A 20,554-nucleotide genomic window follows, 5' to 3' on the forward strand; every position below is an offset into this window, starting at 1 on the left:
GATGGGCGATGCGCAGGCGCTTGATGGATTCCTTGCTGCCCATCCCCGTGCAATCCTCGTGCGGCTGAACGGCGTGCGGGGATCGGCCCCGCGTGAGAAAGGCGCATGGATGCTGGTGGCAGGTGACGCGGTCCATGGCACGGTCGGCGGCGGACGGGTGGAACTGGCCGGGATCGAAGCGGCGCGTGCGATGCTGGTCTCGGGCGAGGCGGGGCGCCGGATCGAAATCACGCTCGGTCCCGAGACCGGGCAATGCTGTGGCGGCCGGATCGCGCTGGCGTTGACGTGCCTCGGGGCCAAGGCGCGGGCGTCGCTGTTGCGCGAGGTGCGGACAGAGGGTGACGCCCGGCCCCATGTCATCCTGCTGGGCGCGGGCCATGTCGGGCGCGCGCTTGCGGGTCTGCTGGTGCAGATGCCGGTCAGGACGGTTCTTGTCGACAGCCGCGCCGACCAGATCGCGCAGGCGCCCGCGGCGGCCGAGGCGCGGCTGACCCCGCTGCCCGAGGCCGAGATCCGCGCCGCGCCCCCGGGCAGCGCCTTTGTGATCCTGACCCACGACCATGGACTCGACTTCTTGCTGGCTGCCGAGGCGCTGGGGCGCGGGGATGCGGCCTATGTCGGGCTGATCGGCTCTCAGTCAAAGCGCGCCCGGTTCTTGCGCTTTCTCGCCGAGCGGGGCGGTGGTCCGGCGGACGGGCTGACCTGTCCGATCGGCGCGGCAGGGACGGGCGACAAGCGTCCGGCCGTCATCGCCGCCTTCGCGCTGGCCGAGATCATGGCCGCTCTCGCAGTGCGGGCGGCCGGGGCGGGTATTGACGCGGACCGGCGGCGGGCGTGACAAGGCCCCGCGACGTTTCCGCGATGCGGGGATGGTTGCGTTTCCCGGCCAGCCGGGCAGCATGCCGGGGCAAGCGAAGCGAAAGAGGAGCCATCGATGCAAGCGGGCGACATCGTCACCCCGGACCGGATCAGGTCCGCCCGGGCCGAGAAATCCACCATGCGCAGCCGGGACCTGGCCGACTCTCTGGGCGTGGCCGAGGCCGAGGTGCTGGCCGCCGAGGTCGGTGCAGGTGTGATCCGGATCGTGGCCGATCCGGATGCGCTGATGCCGTTTCTGCCGGGATTTGGCGAGGCGATGGCGCTGACCCGCAACGACTGCGCGGTGATCGAGAAGACGGGGGCCTATGGCTCCTACACGCCCGGCGGGGATGCCTCGACGGTCAGGGGCCCCGCATTCGACCTGCGGATCGTTCCGCGCCACTGGGTCCACGGTTTTGCCGTCGAAGAGCAAAAGGGTGGCAAGGTCCGCCGCTCGATCCAGGTCTTCGACGGGGCCGGGGATGCGGTGCACAAGATCTATCTCGGCGAAGACGACATCGAGGCCGAATGGCAGGCGCTGATCGCCCGGCTCAGGCTCGACGACCAGTCCGACAGCCTGGCGCTCGCGCCGCGCGAGCCGGTCGAGCCGGCGCGGTCGGCCCCCGGCGCGCTTGACCGGCTGCAGGCCGCATGGGACCGGCCGACCGGCGCGGGCGACTTCCTTGCCGCGTTGACCGGGCTGGGGATGAACCGCCTTGGCGCTTACCGGATTTTGGGCGCCCCCCGGGCAAGGGCGCTTGATCCGTCCTGCATGGACGCGCTGTTGAACGGGCTTGCCACGCGGGCGCTCCGCTTTGCCCTCGCGGTCGGAAACCGAGGCTGCACCGAAATCCATCGCGGTCCGGCCGAGACCATCAAGCCGACCGGCCCCTGGCTGAACATACTCGATCCCGCTTTCAACCTGCACCTCAGGGCCGACAAGGTGGCCGAGGTCTGGGCGGTGACGCGGCCTACGGGAAACGGGCCGGCCATGTCGGTCGAGGCGTTCGATGCATCAGGCGGGCCGATCCTGCGGGTCTCGGGGGTGCGCGGAGACGATGGCGACCGTATCTCCGGCTGGACCGATCTCGTTGCGACACTGCCGGGCAGCGGTGCTCAGCGCCCAGGGTGATCCGGCCGCGCGAACCGGGCGAAAGAGGGCCCGCCAGGGTCCGGGCGAAGGCAACCGTGCTACGGGAAGGAAAGACGCCGCGCGGGGGCCTGTCCGCGCGGCGTCATGTTCCAGTGGGCGTCCCCTGCAATACCGGGACGCGCCGCGGTCATTCCTTGCGCTTCTCGACCACCTGCAGATCGGAGTCGAGTTCGATGTCGTACTGGCCATCGGCACAGAACACATCGTCAAGTTCAAAGCCGCCACCGTCCTCGGTCTCGATATCGGAGGGGTCCATCTCGCATTGCATCTCGGCGAGCATGGCGGTGATCTTCTCGACCACGTCGGGCGAGATCTCGTTGGCCGTCGCGAGTCCGGGGGCGAGGATCACGGCGGCAATGGCGAAAATGCGTTTCATTTCAGTTCTCCTCAAGGGGTCAGCGGATCGAGAACTGGACGCGCTGGGCATCCCCGGTCGAACCGGGGATCATCAGCTCCGAACTGCCGGGCTTGATCGCCACGAAGGAAATGCGCGCGGTCCCGGCGGCGTCAAATTCCAGGCTGTCCACGGCCATCGGGCGCACCTCGATGTCGTTGATGACGATCTCGTTCAGCCAGACCGAGCGGAAGAAGGCCGGTCCCATCACCGCCAGTTCCGCCGACCCGTCCGCGGTGATATGGATCTCGTAATAGGCCCCGGACTGCAGTTCGATCGGGCCGGATCCGGCATGGATCGGCTGGCCCGAGGCCAGAGTCAGCTGGATCGGCTCTCCCCGGTTGCATTTTGCCAGAAGCCCCGCAAAGCCCAGATCGTCGCACAGCGGCGCCGCGGCCGCCGGTCCGGCGATCAGGGCCGCCGCAAGGGCGAGTGCAAATCGTTTCATCGGTTTCCTCCCTTATTGTATTGCTTGTCTCAGTTCGGCGCGACGACCACGCCCCAGGGCTGCTGGCCCACCGGCACCGACTTGATCACCTCCTCGGCCGCGACGTCGATGATCGACACGTCGTTCGAGTTGCCGTTGGTGGTGATCAGGTACTTCTCGTCCGGGGTGAAGCCCAACTGCCAGACCCGCTGGCCCACCAGCAGGTACTTGATGACCTCGTCGGTCGCCCCGTCGATCACCGCCACCCGGTTCGACGGCCCCAGCGCCACGAACACGCGGCTTCCGTCCGAGGTCGCCTCGACGCCTACCGGCTGCAGCCATTCGGCCTGCACGCCCGGCACCTCGAAGGTGATCTTCCTGGTGATCGCCGGCGGCTCGGCGGTCAGGTCGATCACGCTGACGGTGCCGCCGATCTCGGCGCTGACGTACAGCTTCTTGCCGTCGCGGGTGAACTCGGCATAGCGCGGGCGCTGGTCCACCAGCACGTTATGGACGATCTCGTAGCTTTCGGCGTCGATGAAATGCGCCATGTTCGTGGTTTCGGACGTGTTGATGACGATCCCCGCATCGGGGCTGATCGCCATCCCCTCGGGTTCGATGCCCACGGGCACCTCGGCCAGCACCTGCCGGGTCTTCACGTCCACCACGGTCACCATGTTGTCGTCCTCGTTGGCGACGTAAAGCGGGTTGCCCGAGGGGTGCAGCACGAACAATTCGGGGTCGGGGCCCGAGGGCAGCGAGGGCAGCTCCTCGAAGGTCTTGGGGTCGAACACCCGCACCAGGTTGTCGTCCGAGGCGCAGACGTACAGCTCGCTGCCATCGGGCGCGATGGTGATCCCGCGCGGGCGGTTGCCGGCGGCGAACTCGGTCACGACTTCCCAGGTGGTGCTGTCCAGCACGGTCACGGTGTTGCCGCGTTCGTTCGAGACAAAGACATTGTTGGCAAGCGCAGGCGTGGCCACCAAGGTGGCAATAAGGGCGGTTCTGATCATGTCGGTCCTCATTCGAAGGCGGTACAGGCGGATTCGGGCTCGTCCAGCCCCAGCGTGTCGAGCGGCGATCGCTGGTGCAGGAAGCCCTCCTGCGGCGAGACGCTGACCGTCATCCGGCCATTGGTCAGAAGGATCGGCTGGCGCAACTGGCCGTTCCACGGGCGGAAGGTCACAGGCTGCCCCTTGAAAGCGGCCAATGCGAACTCGCCGCCCAGCGCGTAGTCGCGAAGCACCGCCGGGTCGGCCGAACCGGTTCGGGTCACCGCCTCGCCGATCACCCGGACCGCAAGCCAGGTCTGGTAATCCTCGTCGCGCATCGCCCGGCCCGTCCGTTTCTCGAACCGGGTCTGAAGCTGCGTCGCGCCCCAGGATTCATGTGTGGGCGCCCAGGTTACGGGCACAAGCCCCGCCGAGCCCGCGACCGGCGCGGCCTCCCAGGTGTTGTAGGGCAGGTATTCTGCGAAATAGTCGGTACTGTCGGCGGCCAGCACCACGTCATGGTCGGGCGTGTCCTGCATGAAGACCGGCAACTGCCGTTGGACCAGCACATGGCCGGAATCCGACACGCGCGAGCCACCTGTATCGGTGAACTCGCGCTCGCCCACGATCTTCGCGCCGAACTTCCGCGCCGAGGCGCGGTAGGCATCGGCCAGGGCCACGTCTGCCGGGTTCGACCCGTGGACGAGGAAAAGGTCGGTCCATTTCTTCCAGACCAGGAACTGCATCACCGCGTCGGCGCGCATCGCGTCGCTGGGCGCCACGTGCAGCAGGTTGGCGCGGCACGCCTCGCTGCGCAGGCTGCGCGCCCCCTCGCGGGAATTGAACAGAAGCGCGCCCTCGGGCGCGGCATCGGCCATCGCCAGAAGCTCGTCCTCGCGGGCGTGGACCACGAACAGCCGAAACCCTTCGTTCGCCAGCCGCGCGAACTCGGCCAGCGCGGTCTCGGGGGCTGCCGCCACGGTGACCGTCTCGTAGGTCTGACCCATGAAGCGGCCCGTCGTGGCGTTGTCCTCGGTGCCGAGTGCGGCGCCCGCGAAGGCCCGATCCTCGGTCGGAAGATCCAGGCGCGACAGCGGAAGGAGCGAGGGGTAGTCGACACGGATGACGGCCGTCCGAACCTCCTGCGCGGTGGCGGGGAGAGTCGCCAGGGCGGCGAGGCCAGCGCCGACAAGCGCACCCCGTGCCCGCTTGCGCAGACCGAAAAAGCCAGACCAGTGGCCCGGTTCGCTGACCATCGTCGTTTCCCCCCTCTACTCCTCCCGTGCTTTGGGCTTACACGGGTGGCGTACGCTCTTCCTCCCAATTCTGACCGGGAAGAAACGGCAATGCCACAGCCTTCTTTTCCCGGGGTGTGCGCTCGGCAATCGACCGGGCGGCCAACAGGCGCTAGATTCGCCCCGACAGGGAGGACATCGGAAATGATCGACCGGCTTCATCTTCGCTGGCAGGTGGTCATGTGCGTGGGCGTGACGCAGGCGCTGGCGCTATGCGTCGCGGGATGGCTGTTGCTCGAGAATGCGCGCAAGGCGGTGGTGGTCGAAATGGCGGCGGCCGAGGCAGGCGCCCGGGCGCAGGTGATCGCTTCGGTCGGCGCGGCGATGCGCGACCACCCGCCGGGGGCGGTGCTGGGCGTGCTGTCCGAACGCCTGGTCGAGCCGCGCCACGTCCGCCTGGCGCTGTTTGATTTGAGAACCGGCCCCCTGCCGGTGCGGGCCGGCGCGGGCGAGGAGGAGGGCGCTGCCCCCCCGGCCTGGTTCCGGGCGCTGGTGACGCCGCCGGTGCGCGAGACCCGGCTTCCGATTCTCGACAGCGGCCGCGATTACGGCTTCGTGTCGCTGACCTCCGCCCCCCAGGACGAGATCGCCGAGGTCTGGCACGATGTGGCCGCTCTGTTCTGGACGCTGGGCGGGGCCTTTCTTGCCACGCTCGCGCTGGTGACGGCGGTGATCGGCCGCGCGCTGCGTCCGCTCGAAACCCTCAACCGGGGGCTCGGCGCGTTGCAGTCCGGCGCGCTCTCGACCCGTATATCGGGGGTCCGCGGCGCGGATTTCGTGCCCCTCGTGGGCGGTTTCAACGCGCTGTCTCAAAGCCTCGAGACCAGCGAGAGTGCCCGCGCCGCGCTGGCCCGCAAGATCGTGGAGCTCGGCGATGCCGAGCGCCGCGCCATCGCCATGGAGTTGCACGATGAATTCGGCCCCTGCCTGTTCGGGCTCAAGGTCAAGGCCGGCGCCATCGCGCGTGCGGCCGATCGGGCGGGCGATCCCGTTCTGAAACGCGATGCCGAGACCGTCACTTCGATCGTCGACCAGATCCAGACCGCGAACACCAGGCTTCTGACCACGTTGCGGCCGATGACCATCGGCCAACTGCCCCTTGTCGAGGCGCTGGCCGACATGCTCGACGGCTTTCGCAGCACCCATTCCGGCATCGCCTGGCAGATCGTCCTGCCCGACGCGATGACCGGCACCGAAGAGATCGTCGACCTGACCGTCTATCGCTTCGTGCAGGAGGGGGTGACAAATGCGCTGCGCCATGGGGCGCCGCGCCGGGTGCGCGTCGCGATGGAACTGATTCCACAGGGATCGGAAGGGGCGCGCGCGATCGCGCTGGCGGTCGAGGACGACGGGGCAGGGCTGCCCGCCTGCATGGCCGAGGGCCGCGGCTTGACCGCGATGCGCGACCGGGTCTACGCCATCGGCGGCATGCTGGCGATCGGGCCGCGGCCGGGCGGGGGGACTCGGCTGACCGCGCAATTGCCGCTGGCAAGGGCGCGTGTCACGGGGGGGCGGCCGGCGATGGAGGCCACATCTTGAAGACCGCGCTGATCGTCGACGACCATCCCGTGACGCATATCGGCTGCGGCCAGTTGTTGCGCGATGCCGGTTATGACGAGGTCTTCGAGGCGCTCACCGACCGCGAGGCCTACCGGCTGGCCGAGGCGCATGGCCCCGACCTGATCGTGCTCGATCTCGGGATGCCCGGCGTGGGTGGGCTGAACATGATCGGCCCGCTGTCCACACGCGCACCCGCGGCGCGGATCCTCGTCTTCACCATGAACGAGCAGACGGTCTTTGCCGCCAAGGCGCTGGAAGCCGGGGCGCGGGGCTATCTGTCGAAGAACTCGGCGCCCGACGATTTCCTGGAGGCGGTCCGCACGCTGGAGCGGGATGAGCTTTTCCTCAGCCACAAGGTCGCGGTTTCGGTCGCCTCGATGCGGATCGGCGGCAAGGCCGACCCGCTGGCATCGCTGACCGAGCGCGAACACCAGGTGCTGCGGCTGATCGGCCGCGGCGAGGATCTGCAAAGCATCGCGGATGCGCTTTGCATCAGCTACAAGACGGCGGCGAACACCAGTTCGATCCTCAAGCGCAAGCTCGGCGCGAGGAACACGACGGAACTGGTGCGGCTGGCCATCGAGACCGGGATGTCCTGATGCGGAATTGTGCGTTTCGCGGCTTTGATCCCCCAAGAAGGTGACGTTCCTTCCAACCGCATTTCCCATCCCGCGGAAACCGGCTAAGTCTGTCCCGGAACAAGTCAGTGGTGCACCGAATGAGCAGCGGCAGCAGCCTGTTACCGATCATCGCGATCCTTCCCTTTCTCGGCGCCCTGGTGCCCGGGCTGATGATCCGCGCGGGCCGAACCGCCTGCGCCACCTTCACGGCGGCCCCGACGATCCTTGCCCTTGTCATGCTGGGCGTGCTCGCGCCCGACGTGATGCGCGGCGAGGTGATCGAGGCGCGGATCGAATGGCTGCCCCAGTTGGGCCTTTCGGCCAGCTTCTTCCTTGACGGGCTGGGGCTACTGTTCGCGGGAATGATTCTCGGGATGGGTCTGCTGATCACGCTTTACGCCCGGTTCTACCTGTCGGGCGAGGATCCGATGGGGCAGTTCTACACCTATCTGCTGCTCTTCCAGGGCGCGATGCTGGGCATCGTGATCTCGGACAACATATTGCTATTGCTTATCTTCTGGGAACTCACCAGCCTGACCTCCTTCCTCTTGATCGGTTATTGGAAGCATCTGCCCGAGGGCCGGCAGGGCGCCCGGATGGCGCTGGCGGTCACCGGCGGGGGCGGGCTTGCGATGATCGGGGGGATGCTGATCCTGGGCAATATCGCGGGCAGCTATGACCTGACCGACATTCTGACCCAGGGCGACGCGATCCGGGCCTCGGAATGGTATCTGCCCGCGCTTATCCTGATCCTGATCGGCGCCTTCACCAAGTCGGCGCAGTTCCCGTTCCATTTCTGGCTACCCCACGCGATGGCGGCGCCCACGCCCGTTTCCGCCTACCTCCATTCGGCGACCATGGTGAAGGCGGGCGTCTTCCTTCTGGCGCGGATGTGGCCGGTTCTTTCGGGGACCGAGGCGTGGTTCTACATCGTCTCGACAACCGGGTTGATCACCATGGTTCTGGGCGCGCTGATCGCGATCTTCAAGGATGATCTCAAGGCGTTGCTGGCGTTTTCCACCGTCAGCCACCTGGGCCTGCTGACGATGTTGCTGGGACTGGGCACCAAGTTCGCGGCGGTCGTCGCGGTGTTCCACATCATCAACCACCTGACCTTCAAGGCCGCGCTCTTCATGTCGGCGGGCATCGTCGATCACGAGGCGCATACGCGCGACATCAAGCGTCTGGGGGGGCTCGCGCGCCTGATGCCTGTCACGGCGGCGATCGCCATCGTCACGGCGCTGTCCATGGCGGGCATCCCGCTTTTCAACGGGTTCCTGTCGAAGGAGATGATGCTGGACGCGGCGTCGGAAACGGTCTGGGCGGGCAGCCACCTGGTGGTCCCGGTGCTGGCGACGCTGGGGGCGCTGTTGTCGGTGGCCTATTCCTTCCGCTTCATCTCGCATGTCTTCCTGGGCCCGGTGCGCGATGACTACCCATCTAAACCGCACGATCCGCCGTTCGGCATGTGGGCAGCGCCCGGGTTCCTTGCGGTTTTCGTTCTGCTGATCGGCATCCTGCCCGCCACCATCGTCGGTCCCCTGGTCGCTGTCGCGGGGGGCGCGGTGGTGGGCGGCGAGTTGCCCTACTATTCGCTCAAGATCTGGCACGGGGTGAATGCGGCCCTTGTCATGTCGATGATCGCGGTGGCGGGGGGGCTTGTCGTTCTGTTGCTGCACCGCCCGCTGGACCGTCTCTGGCAGGCCGCCCCGCGGCCCGAGGCCAAGGTCATCTTCGACGCGCTGATCGATGCGTCTGCTGCGCTCTCGGGCTGGGTCACGCGCAATCTGCATAACGGTTCGATCAGCCGATACCTGGCGATTTTCGTGGTGGCGACCGTGGCGCTGGGCTTTGCCGCATGGAATGGCGGCGCCCTTGCGCCCGCCACGCGGCCCATGCTGCCCATCCCGGCGGTGGTCGCGGTCGGCTGGGTGCTGCTGGTCGTCGCGACCGTGCTTGTCGTGACGATGCACCGCCGCCGGTTCCAGGCGCTGGTGCTGATCGGGGTGATCGGGCTGATGGTCTCGGTAGGCTTTGTCTACCTCTCCGCGCCCGACCTTGCCCTGACCCAGATCTCGGTCGAGACGGTGACGATCATGTTGTTGCTGCTGGCACTGCATTTCCTGCCCAAGCACACGCCGCTGGAAAGCCCGCTCTGGCGGCGGACGCGCGACGGGGTGATCGCGGTGGGCGCGGGCGTCGCGGTGACAGGGCTGGCGATGGCGTTCCTCACGCGCGACTTCTCGACGATCTCCGACTATCACCTCGCCAATTCCTACACGGGCGGGGGCGGGACCAATGTCGTCAACGTCATCCTCGTCGATTTCCGCGGCTACGACACCTATGGCGAGATCATCGTCCTGGGGATCGCGGGTCTGACGATCTACGCGCTGATGGTGTCGCTGCTGACGGGGCCCGCGGCACGGCGGTTGAGGAACACCGACTATTCCCAGGACCGCTCGCGCGACCGGCACCCGCTGATGATGGTGGTGGCGACGCGCGCGATGATGCCCATCGCGGTGGTGGTCGGCATCTACATTTTCCTGAGAGGCCACAACCAGCCGGGCGGCGGGTTCATCGCTGGGCTGGTGATCTCGATCGCGCTGCTGATGCAGTACATGGCCTCGGGCTTTGCCTGGACGCAGGCCCGCCAGCGCATCCAGTACCACGCGATGATCGGCTGGGGCGTGGTGGTGGCAGGGTTGACGGGGGCAGGGGCATGGCTGGCAGGCAAGCCGTTCCTGACCAGCGCCTATGGCTATATCGACCTTCCGGGGATCGAGGAATTTGGCCTCGGTTCGGCCTTCCTGTTCGATCTCGGCGTGTTCCTGACGGTGCTGGGTGCGGTCATGCTGATGCTTTACAGCCTGTCGCGGATCGCGCGCTATGCCGGCGAGACGGTGAATGTCGAGCCGATGGATTACGACCCGTCGAAGCGCGTCGAGGCGATCAGGAACGGAGGCGAGTGAGATGGAGCTGGTGGTGGCGAGTGCGGTGGGCGTGCTGACCGCGGGCGGGGTCTACCTGATCCTCAGGCTCCGTGCCTTCCCGGTGATCCTGGGGCTGGCACTGTTATCCTATGCGGTGAACGTGTTCCTGTTCGCCACCGGGCGGCTTGCAATCAACGCGCCGCCCGTGCTGCAGAAATACGGCGAGGCGACCTATACCGACCCGCTGCCGCAGGCGCTGGTGCTGACCGCGATAGTCATCTCGTTCGGGATGACAGCGGTTCTGGTGATGATCGCGCTTGGTGCCTTCATCGAGGCTGGCGACGATCAGATCAACATGACCGAGACGGACGAGGACGAACCCGCCGGCAAGGATGCCGCGGCATGAGCCACTGGATCATCGCCCCGGTCGTCCTGCCTGCGCTGCTGGCGCCACTCATTGCCTTCGTGATGCGGCACGATATCACGCTGGCGCGTGCGGCGTCCTTTGCCGGAACGCTCGCCCTGGTCGCGATTGCGGTCGGGCTGACCGTGCTTGCCGGGGATGGCGGCACCCATGTCTATGCGCTGGGCGACTGGCCCGCGCCCTTCGGGATCGTGCTGGTGCTCGACCGGCTGTCGGCAATGATGGTGCTGTTGACGGCGGTTCTGGCGCTGATTGTCCAGACCCATGCGGCGGCCACCGGCTGGGACGCGCGGGGGCGGCATTTCCACGCGCTGTTCCAGTTCCAGTTGATGGGCATCTGCGGTGCGTTCCTGACCGGCGACGCCTTCAACCTGTTCGTGTTCTTCGAAGTTCTGCTGATCGCGTCCTACGGGCTGATGATCCACGGTGGCGGCAAGGTGCGGCTTCAGGCGGGGCTGCAATACGTGGTGATGAACCTTGCGGGTTCGACCCTGTTCCTGTTCGCACTGGGCACGATCTACGCCACCACCGGAACGCTCAACATCGCCGACCTTGCGGTGAAGGTGCGCGAGATCCCGGTCGATGACGCGGCTCTGATCCGGGTCGCGGCAATGCTGCTGATGATCGTCTTTGCGATCAAGGCCGCACTTTTCCCGATCCAGTTCTGGCTGCCCGCAACCTATGCCAACGCGCCCGCCCCGGTCGCCGCGTTGTTCGCGATCATGACCAAGGTCGGCGCCTACGCCATCCTGCGCATCCATACGGTCGTCTTCGGGCCCGATGTTCCCGCCACGGCTGGCCTGCCGGGGACGTGGCTGTTTCCGGCCGCGGTGGCGACGCTGGCCATCGGTGCGGTCGGTGTTCTCGGCGCGCGGCGGCTGATGCCGATGATCGCCTTCTCGGTCGTCGCCTCCATGGGCACGCTGATGCTGGCGGTGGCGGCCTTCACCCCCTGGGCGACCACCGCGGCGCTTTACTACCTGATCCATTCGACCTTTGCCGGGGCGGCGCTGTTCCTCATGGCCGATCTCGTGGTGTCGCGCCGGCCCGAGGGGGACCGGCTGTCGACGGCGCCTGCCACGGTGCAGAACGGGCTTTTCGCCGCCCTGTTTTTCGCCGGTGCGCTGGCGATGGCGGGGATGCCGCCCCTCAGCGGGTTTCTTGGCAAGCTGATGATCCTCGATGCGCTTCGCGATCCGTCGCTGATCGTGGCGGGGTGGACGGCGATCCTGGCTGGGTCGCTGCTGATCATCGTCGGGCTGGCCCGGGCGGGCAGTATCCTGTTCTGGAAATCCACGGCGGTCGCGGCCCACAGGCCGCCCGAGGATGACTGCGAGGATCCCGTTCGCCCCGAGATCCGGCCGGCCGGTCCGCTGGAGGTGGCGCCCACCATGGCCGCAATCGCGGCGCTGGCGTTGCTGTCGATCTTTGCCGGGCCGGTGACCGACTATCTCGAGGCCGCCTCGGTCCAGTTGTTCCAGCCCGACGACTATATAGCCGCCGTGCTGGGGCCGCAGAAAGGGGAGTAGACCATGCTCGGCCGCATCTTTCCGCATCCGCTGCTGAGCCTGACCCTGACGCTGGTCTGGCTGGGGCTCGTGAACAAACTCACGCCGGGCAACCTGGTCCTGGGGCTGGTGATGGGCATCGTCGTGCCGGTGATGACCGCGCCCTACTGGCCGAACCGGCCCCGGATCCGCCGCCCGCTGCGCGTGGTGGAATACATGCTGGTCGTGGTGTGGGACATCCTCGTGGCGAATGTCCAGGTCGCGATGATCATCCTGTTCAAGCGAAACGAGAACATCCATTCGAAATGGATCAGCGTACCGCTGGATCTCACCTCGGCCGAGGCGATCACGGTGCTGGCGGGCACCATTACCATGACGCCGGGAACGGTATCGTCAATGCTGTCCGCCGATGGCGGCAGCATTCTCGTGCACGCGCTGCATACGGATGATCCGGACGGGGTGCGCGATCAGATCAAGGCGCGGTACGAGCGGCGGCTCAAGGAGATTTTCCAATGATCGAGGCGGCGCTTGTCTTTGCCTTCGGCTGCTACGGGCTGGGGCTTCTGGCCAATCTCTGGCGGATCACAAGGGGCCCGGACGTTGCAGACCGTATCCTCGCGCTCGACACGATGGTGATCAACCTGATCGCGATCCTGATCCTATACGGCATCTGGCATGGCACGGCGGTCTATTACGAGGCGGCGATGCTGGTGGCGATGGTCGGTTTCGTCTCGACGGTGGCGTATTGCCGCTTCGTGCTGCGCGGCGACATCATCGAATAGGGAATGGCCATGGATATTCTTGCGGAACTCGTGATCGCGCTTTTCCTGGTGGTCAGCGGCATCTTCGGGCTGGTCGGATCCTTCGGGATGATCAAGCTGAGGGAGACGATGCAGCGGCTGCACGCGCCGACCAAGGCAACGACGCTGGGGGTGGGCGGCGTGCTGATCGCCTCGATGCTTTACTTCGTGGTGGTGAAAGGCAGCTTTTCGTTCCACGAGTTGCTGATCACGCTGTTCCTGTTCCTGACAGCGCCGATCACCGCCAACTTCATCGCCAAGACCTTCCTTCAGGCGCATGCGCGCGAGTCGGATCTGCCGTCGACAGAGCGTTCCCATGGCTGGGCGCTGTTCGACGATGCGCCGTCCGAAAAGCCCGATGCCTGAGGCGCCCCAAGCTCAGTAGGTCTGAGCCCTGCGGATGCGGTGCATCTCGTCGCTGCGGGCGACCGCCTGGCCGAGCGTGCGGATGCCTGCACCCTCGAGTACGCCCAGCATGTGGCGGAACACCTCGGCCGTGGCCAGCGCATCGCCCAGCGCGGTATGCCGACGTTCGCTGGGCAGCGTCACCCCGAAGCGGCAGGCCAGCGCGTCCAGCGTCAGATCGTCCGCATCCGGGTAGAGTGCCGCCGACAAGAGCACCGTGCAAAGCGTCGGGTGGTCGAACCGCACGCCAAGCCGCTGTTCCTTGAGCCGCAGGAAGGCCATGTCGAAGGCCGCGTTGTGGGCGACCAGCACCGCGCCCTCGCAATAGCCATGAAAGCGGCGCCCAGCCTCGACGATGTCGGGCGCGTCGGCGACCCGGGTATCATCTATGCCGTGTACCGCAGTCGAGGCGGCCGGAATGTGGCGGCCAGGGTTCACCAGCGTATCGAAGACCTCGCCCCGCAAGAGCCGCCCGTTCACGATCCTGACGCCCGCGATCTGCACGATCTCGTCGCCCGCGCGCGGCGCAAGGCCGGTCGTCTCGGTGTCGAATACCACGAAGCGCAGTTCCGACAGCGGGCGGTCGGCGATCTCGTCCGAGGCAGGCGGCGGCAGCGTGAAATCGTAGAACTCCGGCCGGGGATCGGCCGGGTTCAGCACCGGCGCCGCCGCGGCCGTCAGCGGTAGCACCAGCCGGTGGCCCGTGGCCGTGGGTTCGGCCCAGATCTCGGTCGCATGTCCTTCGAGCGCATCGCGTGCGGTATACTGCCCGTAGCCCGCGGACAGCGCCGCGCCGAGCCAGCGGTCGATCTCGCCATCGGTCACTTCGCCGCCGGTCCAGTCGAGCGTCAGGCAGACCTCGCGCTCTTGCGCCGCGGCGCGCAAGACAAAGCCGCAGCGCGTGCCGTCTGTCCGCAGCCCCTCGATCACCCGGGCGAGCAGTTCGGTGATGGCGAAGCCGTCGCAGCGAATGAACTGCCGTGTCCCCTCGAAGCGCAGATCCTCGGGTAGCCGGGCCTGCAGCGCGTCGAAGATGTCGTCCGAGGCTACCGCGGGCATCGGCCAATGGCGGGCGGTCGCGGCGCCGTGCCGGTCGGCAACCTCGCGGATGCGCTGGACCAGCGCGGCCTGTTCCTTGCGCAACTCGGAAAAAAACGTCGCGCGCATCGCGGGGGGCGCGGCCGGGTCGGTCTCGATCGCATCGATCAGCGCCCCGATCGCCGCGGTCGGGCGACGCACCGACTCGAGCAGGGTGTTCAGCAGGTGGTCACGTTCTGCATGCGCGTCGAGATCCTCGGTCGCGTCATGGAAGATCAGCACATAGCCGACGCGGGTGCCGTTCACCGCGATGGGGCTGACGCGGGCCATCAGGAATCGTTCGCCGCAGGCCGTGGCCGCGAGGAAGCGTTCGGCCTCGACCTCGGCGCGGGCTGCGCGCGCACCCATGCGGTCAAGCGCGTGGGCGAGTGGTTCCGGCCGGAGAAAACCGGTCAGCCGACGGTCGAGGCCAAGATCGCCCAGCAGGCCCTGCGCCGCGCGGTTGTAAAGCATGATCCGGTGATCGGGGGTCGCCACCACCACCCCCTCTGCAAGGTCGCGCAAAAGCGCCTCGAACATCGCCTTGTCGCGGTTCAGCACCGCGGTCTTTTCGGCCACGGCACGATCCTGTGCGGCGCGGGTCTCGGCCAGCGCGTCATGGATCGCGTTGGCGGCCGGGGCCAGGGCACCGAGATAGCGTGCCTGCGTCTCGTCGATATCGGCGTCGATATCGGCCCGTGCCCGGGTCGTCAGATCGGCGGCCAGCGCCAGGATCGGGCGCGCCACGTTCTGGTCGAACAGCAGCCCCACCCAGGCCGATAGCCCCGACAGCGCAAAGCCCGCGAACAACCCCGCGATCACGTAGCCATCGGCCGGCCCACCCGCACGGGCATGGCCGAGCCACAGCCCAAGGGTCAGGGCGGCGGTCCCGCCCAGTGCCAGCGCCCCGAAGAAAAGTGCGAATCGGGTTCTCAGCCCAAGCCGCTCATGCATCCATCTCTCCCCCCAGCAACGCGCGGATCTGGGCCGTCAGATCCGCGGTCGCGAAGGGTTTCGTCAGGAACGCATCCGCCCCGAGTGCCAGTCCCTTGCGCCGCTCGACCTCTCCACCGCGCGCGGTCATCATCAGGACCTTAACACCTTTCAGGCCCTCGGTGCGCCGGATGATCTGGCATATTTCATAGCCCGAACGCTCTGGCAGCATCACGTCCAGGACCACCAGATCGGGCGGTGCCGTCTCCAGCGCCAGAAGCGCGGATTTGCCGTCCGCCACCCGCCTCGTGTCATAGCCCTCGCGCGAGATCAGATATTCCAGCGCGATGGCGATTCCGTCCTCGTCCTCGGCCAGCAGAACGGATTTCCGAGCCATGCCGGTCTCCTACTCGGGGGCGCCGCAGACGGCGCGGATCAGCGGATCGCCGGGGGACAGCGCCTGCCACCCGGCCGCCGCCGGGTCGGTCAGGGCGGTGTCGGTCACGTCGGCACGGGCCTGCGCCTTGCAGTCGACCAGGACCGGGACGGACCGGGCGGGTTGCCATCTCGCGAAGAGATAGAGCGTGACAAGCCGCAGATCAGGCGCGTCCTCGCGGCGGGCGGTCCCGGCGATATCGGCGGCCATCAGGCGCGTCGTCTGGGGTACAATATAGGTCCAGGGCTTCCACGGGCGGCTTTCCGTCACGCGGCTGATCTCGACCATGTCCTCGGGCAGAACGGCCACCGTGCGCCCGGCCCAGCTGTATTCCGACCAGATGGCAAAGGTGATCATGGCAAGCCCGGCCGCCGCCGGCATCGACCAGCGCGGCAGGCGCCGGCCGCTCAGCCGATAGAGCGCCAGCATCACGCCCACGGCGCCGACGCCCGCCGCGATACTGGCCAGAAGTTCCAGAAACATTCGCCTACCCCATCACCCCGCGGCCCTGCCCGACGGCCGATTGCATGGTCTTGATGACCATGAAGGCGTCGCGCAGGTGGTTTCGTTCCAGTTCCGACAACTGCCCCGGGGCCATGAAGTTGTCGGGCGTCTGCGTCGCCCGGATCTGATCGGCCTGGTGGGCGAGGCGGGTCTCGCAGATCAGGTCGTAGGCGTCGATCAGGTCGTGCGCGCCCGCCTGCGAGATCACGCCCGCTTCGCGCGCCGCCTCGATCCGCTCGCGCGTGTTCACCGCCTGCAATTCGCCCTTCAGCGCATACACCCGGCCCAGATCGACCACCGGCACCACGCCCGAATGTTTGAGATCGAACATGTCCTTGTGCTCGCCCGAGCGGATCAGCGCAAAGCCGCGGAACAGCCCCAGCGGCGGGGTGTGTTTCAGCGAGTTCGAGATCATGTGCGCCACGAAGATCGAGTTCTTGCGCGCCATCGCCAGCGTCTCGGCCTGCAACTCTGCGAATAGCGCCGTCTCGCCGCCGATCGGGCGCAGGTCGAACATGACCGAGGCCAGCATCTGCGCCTCGTTGTCGGGCTGGGCGATCCAGCGGGTGAAATATTCGCGCCAGATCCGCCTTGGCTGGCGCCAGCGCGGGTTGGTGGCCATCATGTCGCCGGGACAGTAGACGAAGCCGCAGGTGTTCAGCCCGTCCGAGACAAAGCGGGCGAGGTCCGCGAAATAGGCATCGTGCTCGGGGGTACAGTCATCGTCAAGGATCAGGCAGTTGTCCTGGTCGCTGACGCCGGTCTGTTCGCGCCGGCCCTGGCTGCCGCAGGCCAGCCACAGATAGGGCACGGGCGGCGGCCCGAGGCGGTCCTCGGCCAGCGCCAGAAGGCGGCGGGTGATCGCGTCGGTGATGTCGGTGATCCGCCGCGAGATCGCGTTCGCCGCAACGCCCGAGCGGACAAGCTGTGCCAGAAGCGCGGGCACCTCGGCTACCACGCGGACCATTTCCTCGGGCGCGTCGGCATCGAAGATCTCGACAATCATGTGGCTGGCCGTTGCGGCCTGCTGGCGGAAAAGGTCGGTGCGCCCGATCAGCCCGACGATCCGCCCGCCGTCGGCTACGGGCAGGTGGCTGATATTGTGATCGGCCAGCCGCATCAGCGCGTCGAGCCCCAGCGCGTCGGGCGCGATGGTGATCGGGTCCGGCGTCATCACCCGGTCGACCGGCGTCCTGCCGTCCAGGCCCTCGGCCAGCACCTTGCCGGACAGGTCGCGCACGGTGACGATACCCGCCGGCGCCTCGCCCGCCATCACGATCACCGACGAGATACCCTTGTCGCGCATGATCCGCGCCACATCGGTGACACTCGACCCGACCGGACAGGTGACCGGCGTCTTCGTCATCAGGTCGGCCACCTTCAGCGCGGTAAGCCCCGCTGCCTCGTCCCCGGCGGCGGTGACCCGGCCGGGCACGGCGCGCTGGAACCAGGCGGCAAAGGTTGGCACATCATCCATGAGATCGTGGAACTCGGCCTTCGGGATCAGGACCAGCGTCACGTCGGATGTGGCCCTGGCCGTCAGCGTCGCCCGGCCGAGGCGCAACAGACCCCGCTCGCCGATCACGTCGCCCGGCCCGCGATGGGCGATCAGTTCCGAGCCCGCCGTCTCGATATCCGCTGTGCCCATCTCGATCACGAAAAGCCCGTCAAGCCGTTCGCCCTCGTGGCAGATCGTCTGTCCGGCACCGACCACCATCCGCCTGACGCTGCCCGCGAGGGCGGCCAGCGCGTCCTCGGGGATCAAGTCGAAGGGTGGGAATTGCCTGAGGCTGTCGAGGATATCGGCCTCTGGATCGGACATGCGCACCTCCTGCGCGTTCAGCCGGAACGGTCGGTCAGGAAACCTTGCAAGAACCTAAAAGGAAAGCGCCCGCCGGAGAATGCCGGGGGAGGGGAGAAGGGGCGGCAAATGTGCCGCCCCGTCCTGTTTCAGTGGCCGGTCGCCGCACCCGCACCGCGCGGGACGCGGATGCTTTCGACCAGTTCCACCACCTCGCGCGGCGGGGCCTTGGTGATGGCCGAGACGCCGAAGGCAATCGCGAAGTTCAGCATGGCACCCACCGTTCCGATGGACAGCGGCGAAATGCCGAAGAAGTAGTTGTCCGGCGTGTCGGCGAACACCGCGGTTCCCGGGACGAAGAACCACCCCTTGTAGAGGAAGATGTAGACCGCGGTGAAGACGAGGCCCACCAGCATCCCCAGGATCGCGCCTTCCTTGTTCACGCGCTTGGAGAAGATGCCCATCATCAGCGCCGGGAAGATTGTCGCCGCCGCCAGGCCGAAGGCCAGCGCCACAACCTGCGCGGCGAAGCCGGGCGGGTTGAGGCCGAGCCAGGTGGCCAGCACGATGGCAAAGGTCATCGCGATCCGCGCCGCCATCAGCTCGCCCTTTTCCGAGATGTTCGGATTGATCGAGCCCTTGATGAGGTCATGCGAGATTGCCGACGAAATCGCCAGCAGCAGGCCCGCCGCGGTGGACAGTGCCGCCGCAAGCGCACCGGCCGCCACCAGCGCGATCACCCAACTGGGAAGCGCGGCGATCTCGGGGTTGGCGAGCACCATGATGTCGTTGTCGATCTTGGTGACCTCGTTGCCCTGCCAGCCGCGTTCCGCCGCGATGGCGGCCATCGCCGGGTTCTTGTCGTTGTAGTACTGGATCTGGCCGTCGCCGTTCAGATCCTGCATGACCAGCAGGCCGGTCTGTTCCCAGGTCTTCACCCAGTTCAGCTTGGGATCGGTCTGGATCGCTTCCAGCGTGACGGCGTCGCCGTCCAGCGCATTGCCGGTCACCGCGTTCGGCCACATCGTCGTGGACAGGTTCAGACGCGCCATCGAGCCCACGGCCGGAGCCACGGTATAGAGCAGCGCGATGAACACCAGCGCCCAGCCAGCCGACGTCCGGGCATCGGCCACCTTCGGCACGGTGAAGAAGCGGATGATGACATGCGGCAGGCCCGCGGTGCCGATCATCAGCGACATGGTGAACAGGACCATGTTCAACATGTTCGTGGTGTCGGCGGTATAGGCGGTGAAGCCCAGTTCCGTCACCACCTGGTCCAGCTTGGCCAGGAACGTCTGGTCGCCGCCACCGGGCGCATAGTCCCCGATCAGGCCGAGCTGCGGCAGGAAATCACCCGTCAGCGCCAGCGAGATGAAGATCGCCGGGATCGTGTAGGCGATGATCAGCACGACGTATTGTGCCACCTGGGTATAGGTGATGCCCTTCATGCCGCCGAACACGGCGTAGGCGAACACGATCGCCGCGCCGATATAGAGGCCCGTGTCGGTGGACACTTCCAGGAACCGGCCGAAGGTCACGCCGACGCCGCGCATCTGCCCGATCACGTAGGTCACCGAGATGACGATGAGGCAGATCACCGCCAGCAGGCGCGCGCCGCCCGAGTAGAAGCGGTCGCCGATGAATTCGGGCACGGTGAACTTGCCGAACTTGCGCAGATAGGGCGCAAGCAGCAGCGCCAGCAGCACGTAGCCGCCGGTCCAGCCCATCAGGAACGCCGACTGGGTATAGCCGCCCGCCGGGGCCAGCGCGATGATGCCCGCCATCGAGATGAAGGACGCCGCCGACATCCAGTCGGCGCCGGTCGCCATGCCGTTCAGCACCGGGTGCACGCCCCGGCCCGCGGCATAGAATTCAGAGGTCGAGCCCGCCCGGGCCCAGATCGCGATCCCGACGTAGAGGGCAAAGGTGATGCCCACCACGATCAGGTTGAGGGTAAACTGATCCATTCCGTGATGCCTCCCTTACTCTTCCACGCCGTACTTGCGGTCCAGCCGGTTCATGAGCCAGGCATAGACGAAGATCAGCACGAGGAAGACATAGATCGACCCCTGCTGCGCGAACCAGAAGCCAAGGTCGGCGCCGCCGACCATGATGCCCTTGAGGGCGGGCCTCAACACGATGCCGAGGCCGAATGAAACGACCGCCCAGATGACCAGGCTGACGAGGATGATGCGCACGTTCGCGCGCCAGTAGTCGAGAGCGGAGTCCTTGTCGGACATGGTGTTCCTCCCGTTTGCGGTTTGAAGGGTCCGGACGCCCGCGGTCATGCGGGCGCCCGGGGTAATGAGGCGGGCGGGGTCGGCGCCTGTCTTTGGCTTCCTAGCCCCTGTTCATCCTGTTTTCGATGAGTGTCTCGACGACGGATGGGTCGGCGAGGGTTGAGGTGTCGCCGAGGGCTCCGAAGTCGTTTTCTGCG

General features: G+C 67.0%; 20 protein-coding genes. 10 read left to right on the top strand and 10 right to left on the bottom strand.

The window, feature by feature from the left end; all coding sequences use genetic code 11:
• Position 1 precedes the first annotated feature (1 nt).
• Both xdhC and EV655_RS09415 read left to right on the top strand, forming a co-directional pair.
• Positions 2-838, top strand: a complete 837-nt coding sequence (gene xdhC, locus EV655_RS09410; RefSeq protein WP_132544125.1) for a xanthine dehydrogenase accessory protein XdhC — start codon at positions 2-4, stop codon at positions 836-838.
• A 96-nt stretch (positions 839-934) separates the two neighbouring features.
• Positions 935-1,990 carry a hemin-degrading factor gene (locus EV655_RS09415; protein ID WP_132544127.1) on the top strand — a complete coding sequence of 352 codons (1,056 nt, stop codon included), beginning with the start codon at positions 935-937 and terminating at the stop codon, positions 1,988-1,990.
• 148 nt (positions 1,991-2,138) lie between these two features.
• Here EV655_RS09415 and EV655_RS09420 read toward each other — a convergent pair whose 3' ends face one another.
• Genes EV655_RS09420 through EV655_RS09435 form a run of 4 tightly spaced genes read right to left on the bottom strand, consistent with a single transcriptional unit; the run spans position 2,139 to position 5,080 of the window.
• The gene (locus EV655_RS09420) at positions 2,139-2,387 is read right to left on the bottom strand and encodes a PepSY domain-containing protein (RefSeq protein WP_132544129.1); all 249 of its coding nucleotides are present in this window, start codon (positions 2,385-2,387) and stop codon (positions 2,139-2,141) included.
• A 19-nt stretch (positions 2,388-2,406) separates the two neighbouring features.
• Positions 2,407-2,853 (bottom strand): hypothetical protein, encoded by a 447-nt coding sequence (locus EV655_RS09425; protein WP_132544131.1) that lies wholly within the window; start codon positions 2,851-2,853, stop codon positions 2,407-2,409.
• A 29-nt stretch (positions 2,854-2,882) separates the two neighbouring features.
• The gene (locus EV655_RS09430) at positions 2,883-3,845 is read right to left on the bottom strand and encodes a YVTN family beta-propeller repeat protein (protein WP_165905315.1); all 963 of its coding nucleotides are present in this window, start codon (positions 3,843-3,845) and stop codon (positions 2,883-2,885) included.
• A gap of 8 nt (positions 3,846-3,853) precedes the next feature.
• Positions 3,854-5,080: an ABC transporter substrate-binding protein gene (locus EV655_RS09435; protein ID WP_132544135.1), complete on the bottom strand. Its 1,227-nt coding sequence runs from the start codon at positions 5,078-5,080 to the stop codon at positions 3,854-3,856.
• A gap of 183 nt (positions 5,081-5,263) precedes the next feature.
• Between EV655_RS09435 and EV655_RS09440 the strand changes: the two genes are divergently transcribed.
• The 8 genes from EV655_RS09440 (at position 5,264) to EV655_RS09475 (ending at position 13,327) form a co-directional block, all read left to right on the top strand.
• Positions 5,264-6,658 carry a histidine kinase gene (locus EV655_RS09440; protein ID WP_132544137.1) on the top strand — a complete coding sequence of 465 codons (1,395 nt, stop codon included), beginning with the start codon at positions 5,264-5,266 and terminating at the stop codon, positions 6,656-6,658.
• Positions 6,655-7,278 carry a response regulator gene (locus EV655_RS09445; protein ID WP_132544139.1) on the top strand — a complete coding sequence of 208 codons (624 nt, stop codon included), beginning with the start codon at positions 6,655-6,657 and terminating at the stop codon, positions 7,276-7,278. Before EV655_RS09440 ends, EV655_RS09445 begins: the two co-directional genes overlap by 4 nt.
• 119 nt (positions 7,279-7,397) lie before the next feature.
• Positions 7,398-10,268 (top strand): monovalent cation/H+ antiporter subunit A, encoded by a 2,871-nt coding sequence (locus EV655_RS09450; protein WP_132544141.1) that lies wholly within the window; start codon positions 7,398-7,400, stop codon positions 10,266-10,268.
• 1 nt (position 10,269) lies between these two features.
• On the top strand, positions 10,270-10,635 hold the full coding sequence (locus EV655_RS09455) for a Na+/H+ antiporter subunit C (protein WP_132544143.1): 366 nt from the start codon (positions 10,270-10,272) through the stop codon (positions 10,633-10,635).
• Positions 10,632-12,182 (top strand): monovalent cation/H+ antiporter subunit D, encoded by a 1,551-nt coding sequence (locus EV655_RS09460; RefSeq protein ID WP_132544145.1) that lies wholly within the window; start codon positions 10,632-10,634, stop codon positions 12,180-12,182. The genes EV655_RS09455 and EV655_RS09460 overlap by 4 nt, the downstream gene beginning before the upstream one ends.
• Positions 12,183-12,185: 3 nt before the next feature.
• Positions 12,186-12,677 carry a Na+/H+ antiporter subunit E gene (locus EV655_RS09465; RefSeq protein WP_132544147.1) on the top strand — a complete coding sequence of 164 codons (492 nt, stop codon included), beginning with the start codon at positions 12,186-12,188 and terminating at the stop codon, positions 12,675-12,677.
• Positions 12,674-12,943: a K+/H+ antiporter subunit F gene (locus EV655_RS09470; RefSeq protein WP_132544149.1), complete on the top strand. Its 270-nt coding sequence runs from the start codon at positions 12,674-12,676 to the stop codon at positions 12,941-12,943. The genes EV655_RS09465 and EV655_RS09470 overlap by 4 nt, the downstream gene beginning before the upstream one ends.
• A 9-nt stretch (positions 12,944-12,952) precedes the next feature.
• Positions 12,953-13,327 (top strand): Na+/H+ antiporter subunit G, encoded by a 375-nt coding sequence (locus EV655_RS09475; protein ID WP_132544151.1) that lies wholly within the window; start codon positions 12,953-12,955, stop codon positions 13,325-13,327.
• Positions 13,328-13,339: 12 nt separating this feature from the next.
• Here EV655_RS09475 and EV655_RS09480 read toward each other — a convergent pair whose 3' ends face one another.
• The 6 genes from EV655_RS09480 to EV655_RS09505 all read right to left on the bottom strand — a co-directional run bounded on the left by EV655_RS09480 (position 13,340) and on the right by EV655_RS09505 (position 20,357).
• Complete coding sequence (locus tag EV655_RS09480) at positions 13,340-15,397, bottom strand: 3'-5' exonuclease (protein WP_132544152.1); 2,058 nt, start codon at positions 15,395-15,397, stop codon at positions 13,340-13,342.
• The gene (locus tag EV655_RS09485; protein WP_132544154.1) at positions 15,390-15,773 is read right to left on the bottom strand and encodes a response regulator transcription factor; all 384 of its coding nucleotides are present in this window, start codon (positions 15,771-15,773) and stop codon (positions 15,390-15,392) included. Before EV655_RS09485 ends, EV655_RS09480 begins: the two co-directional genes overlap by 8 nt.
• A gap of 9 nt (positions 15,774-15,782) precedes the next feature.
• Positions 15,783-16,295 carry a hypothetical protein gene (locus tag EV655_RS09490; protein ID WP_132544156.1) on the bottom strand — a complete coding sequence of 171 codons (513 nt, stop codon included), beginning with the start codon at positions 16,293-16,295 and terminating at the stop codon, positions 15,783-15,785.
• Between the two features lie 4 nt (positions 16,296-16,299).
• Positions 16,300-18,138, bottom strand: a complete 1,839-nt coding sequence (locus tag EV655_RS09495) for a DUF294 nucleotidyltransferase-like domain-containing protein (RefSeq protein ID WP_132544158.1) — start codon at positions 18,136-18,138, stop codon at positions 16,300-16,302.
• Positions 18,139-18,266: 128 nt separating this feature from the next.
• Entirely contained in the window at positions 18,267-20,084 is a 1,818-nt protein-coding gene (locus EV655_RS09500; RefSeq protein ID WP_132544160.1) for a sodium:solute symporter family protein, read from the bottom strand.
• 15 nt (positions 20,085-20,099) lie between these two features.
• The gene (locus EV655_RS09505) at positions 20,100-20,357 is read right to left on the bottom strand and encodes a DUF4212 domain-containing protein (protein ID WP_132544162.1); all 258 of its coding nucleotides are present in this window, start codon (positions 20,355-20,357) and stop codon (positions 20,100-20,102) included.
• Positions 20,358-20,554: the final 197 nt, after the last annotated feature.

It is taken from the genome of Rhodovulum euryhalinum (assembly GCF_004342445.1).
Classification (GTDB): domain Bacteria; phylum Pseudomonadota; class Alphaproteobacteria; order Rhodobacterales; family Rhodobacteraceae; genus Rhodovulum; species Rhodovulum euryhalinum.

What these genes read in the sequence shown, in the direction of transcription:
- EV655_RS09470 (WP_132544149.1), top strand. Translation starts at nt 12,674, where the DNA reads ATGATCGAGGCGGCGCTTGTCTTTGCCTTCGGCTGCTACGGGCTGGGG.
- EV655_RS09415 (WP_132544127.1), top strand. Translation starts at nt 935, where the DNA reads ATGCAAGCGGGCGACATCGTCACCCCGGACCGGATCAGGTCCGCCCGG.
- EV655_RS09435 (WP_132544135.1), bottom strand. Translation starts at nt 5,080, where the DNA reads ATGGTCAGCGAACCGGGCCACTGGTCTGGCTTTTTCGGTCTGCGCAAG.
- EV655_RS09475 (WP_132544151.1), top strand. Translation starts at nt 12,953, where the DNA reads ATGGATATTCTTGCGGAACTCGTGATCGCGCTTTTCCTGGTGGTCAGC.
- EV655_RS09495 (WP_132544158.1), bottom strand. Translation starts at nt 18,138, where the DNA reads ATGTCCGATCCAGAGGCCGATATCCTCGACAGCCTCAGGCAATTCCCA.
- EV655_RS09440 (WP_132544137.1), top strand. Translation starts at nt 5,264, where the DNA reads ATGATCGACCGGCTTCATCTTCGCTGGCAGGTGGTCATGTGCGTGGGC.
- EV655_RS09420 (WP_132544129.1), bottom strand. Translation starts at nt 2,387, where the DNA reads ATGAAACGCATTTTCGCCATTGCCGCCGTGATCCTCGCCCCCGGACTC.
- EV655_RS09430 (WP_165905315.1), bottom strand. Translation starts at nt 3,845, where the DNA reads ATGATCAGAACCGCCCTTATTGCCACCTTGGTGGCCACGCCTGCGCTT.
- EV655_RS09480 (WP_132544152.1), bottom strand. Translation starts at nt 15,397, where the DNA reads ATGCATGAGCGGCTTGGGCTGAGAACCCGATTCGCACTTTTCTTCGGG.
- EV655_RS09505 (WP_132544162.1), bottom strand. Translation starts at nt 20,357, where the DNA reads ATGTCCGACAAGGACTCCGCTCTCGACTACTGGCGCGCGAACGTGCGC.
- EV655_RS09465 (WP_132544147.1), top strand. Translation starts at nt 12,186, where the DNA reads ATGCTCGGCCGCATCTTTCCGCATCCGCTGCTGAGCCTGACCCTGACG.
- EV655_RS09455 (WP_132544143.1), top strand. Translation starts at nt 10,270, where the DNA reads ATGGAGCTGGTGGTGGCGAGTGCGGTGGGCGTGCTGACCGCGGGCGGG.
- EV655_RS09485 (WP_132544154.1), bottom strand. Translation starts at nt 15,773, where the DNA reads ATGGCTCGGAAATCCGTTCTGCTGGCCGAGGACGAGGACGGAATCGCC.
- xdhC (WP_132544125.1), top strand. Translation starts at nt 2, where the DNA reads ATGGGCGATGCGCAGGCGCTTGATGGATTCCTTGCTGCCCATCCCCGT.
- EV655_RS09460 (WP_132544145.1), top strand. Translation starts at nt 10,632, where the DNA reads ATGAGCCACTGGATCATCGCCCCGGTCGTCCTGCCTGCGCTGCTGGCG.
- EV655_RS09500 (WP_132544160.1), bottom strand. Translation starts at nt 20,084, where the DNA reads ATGGATCAGTTTACCCTCAACCTGATCGTGGTGGGCATCACCTTTGCC.
- EV655_RS09425 (WP_132544131.1), bottom strand. Translation starts at nt 2,853, where the DNA reads ATGAAACGATTTGCACTCGCCCTTGCGGCGGCCCTGATCGCCGGACCG.
- EV655_RS09450 (WP_132544141.1), top strand. Translation starts at nt 7,398, where the DNA reads ATGAGCAGCGGCAGCAGCCTGTTACCGATCATCGCGATCCTTCCCTTT.
- EV655_RS09490 (WP_132544156.1), bottom strand. Translation starts at nt 16,295, where the DNA reads ATGTTTCTGGAACTTCTGGCCAGTATCGCGGCGGGCGTCGGCGCCGTG.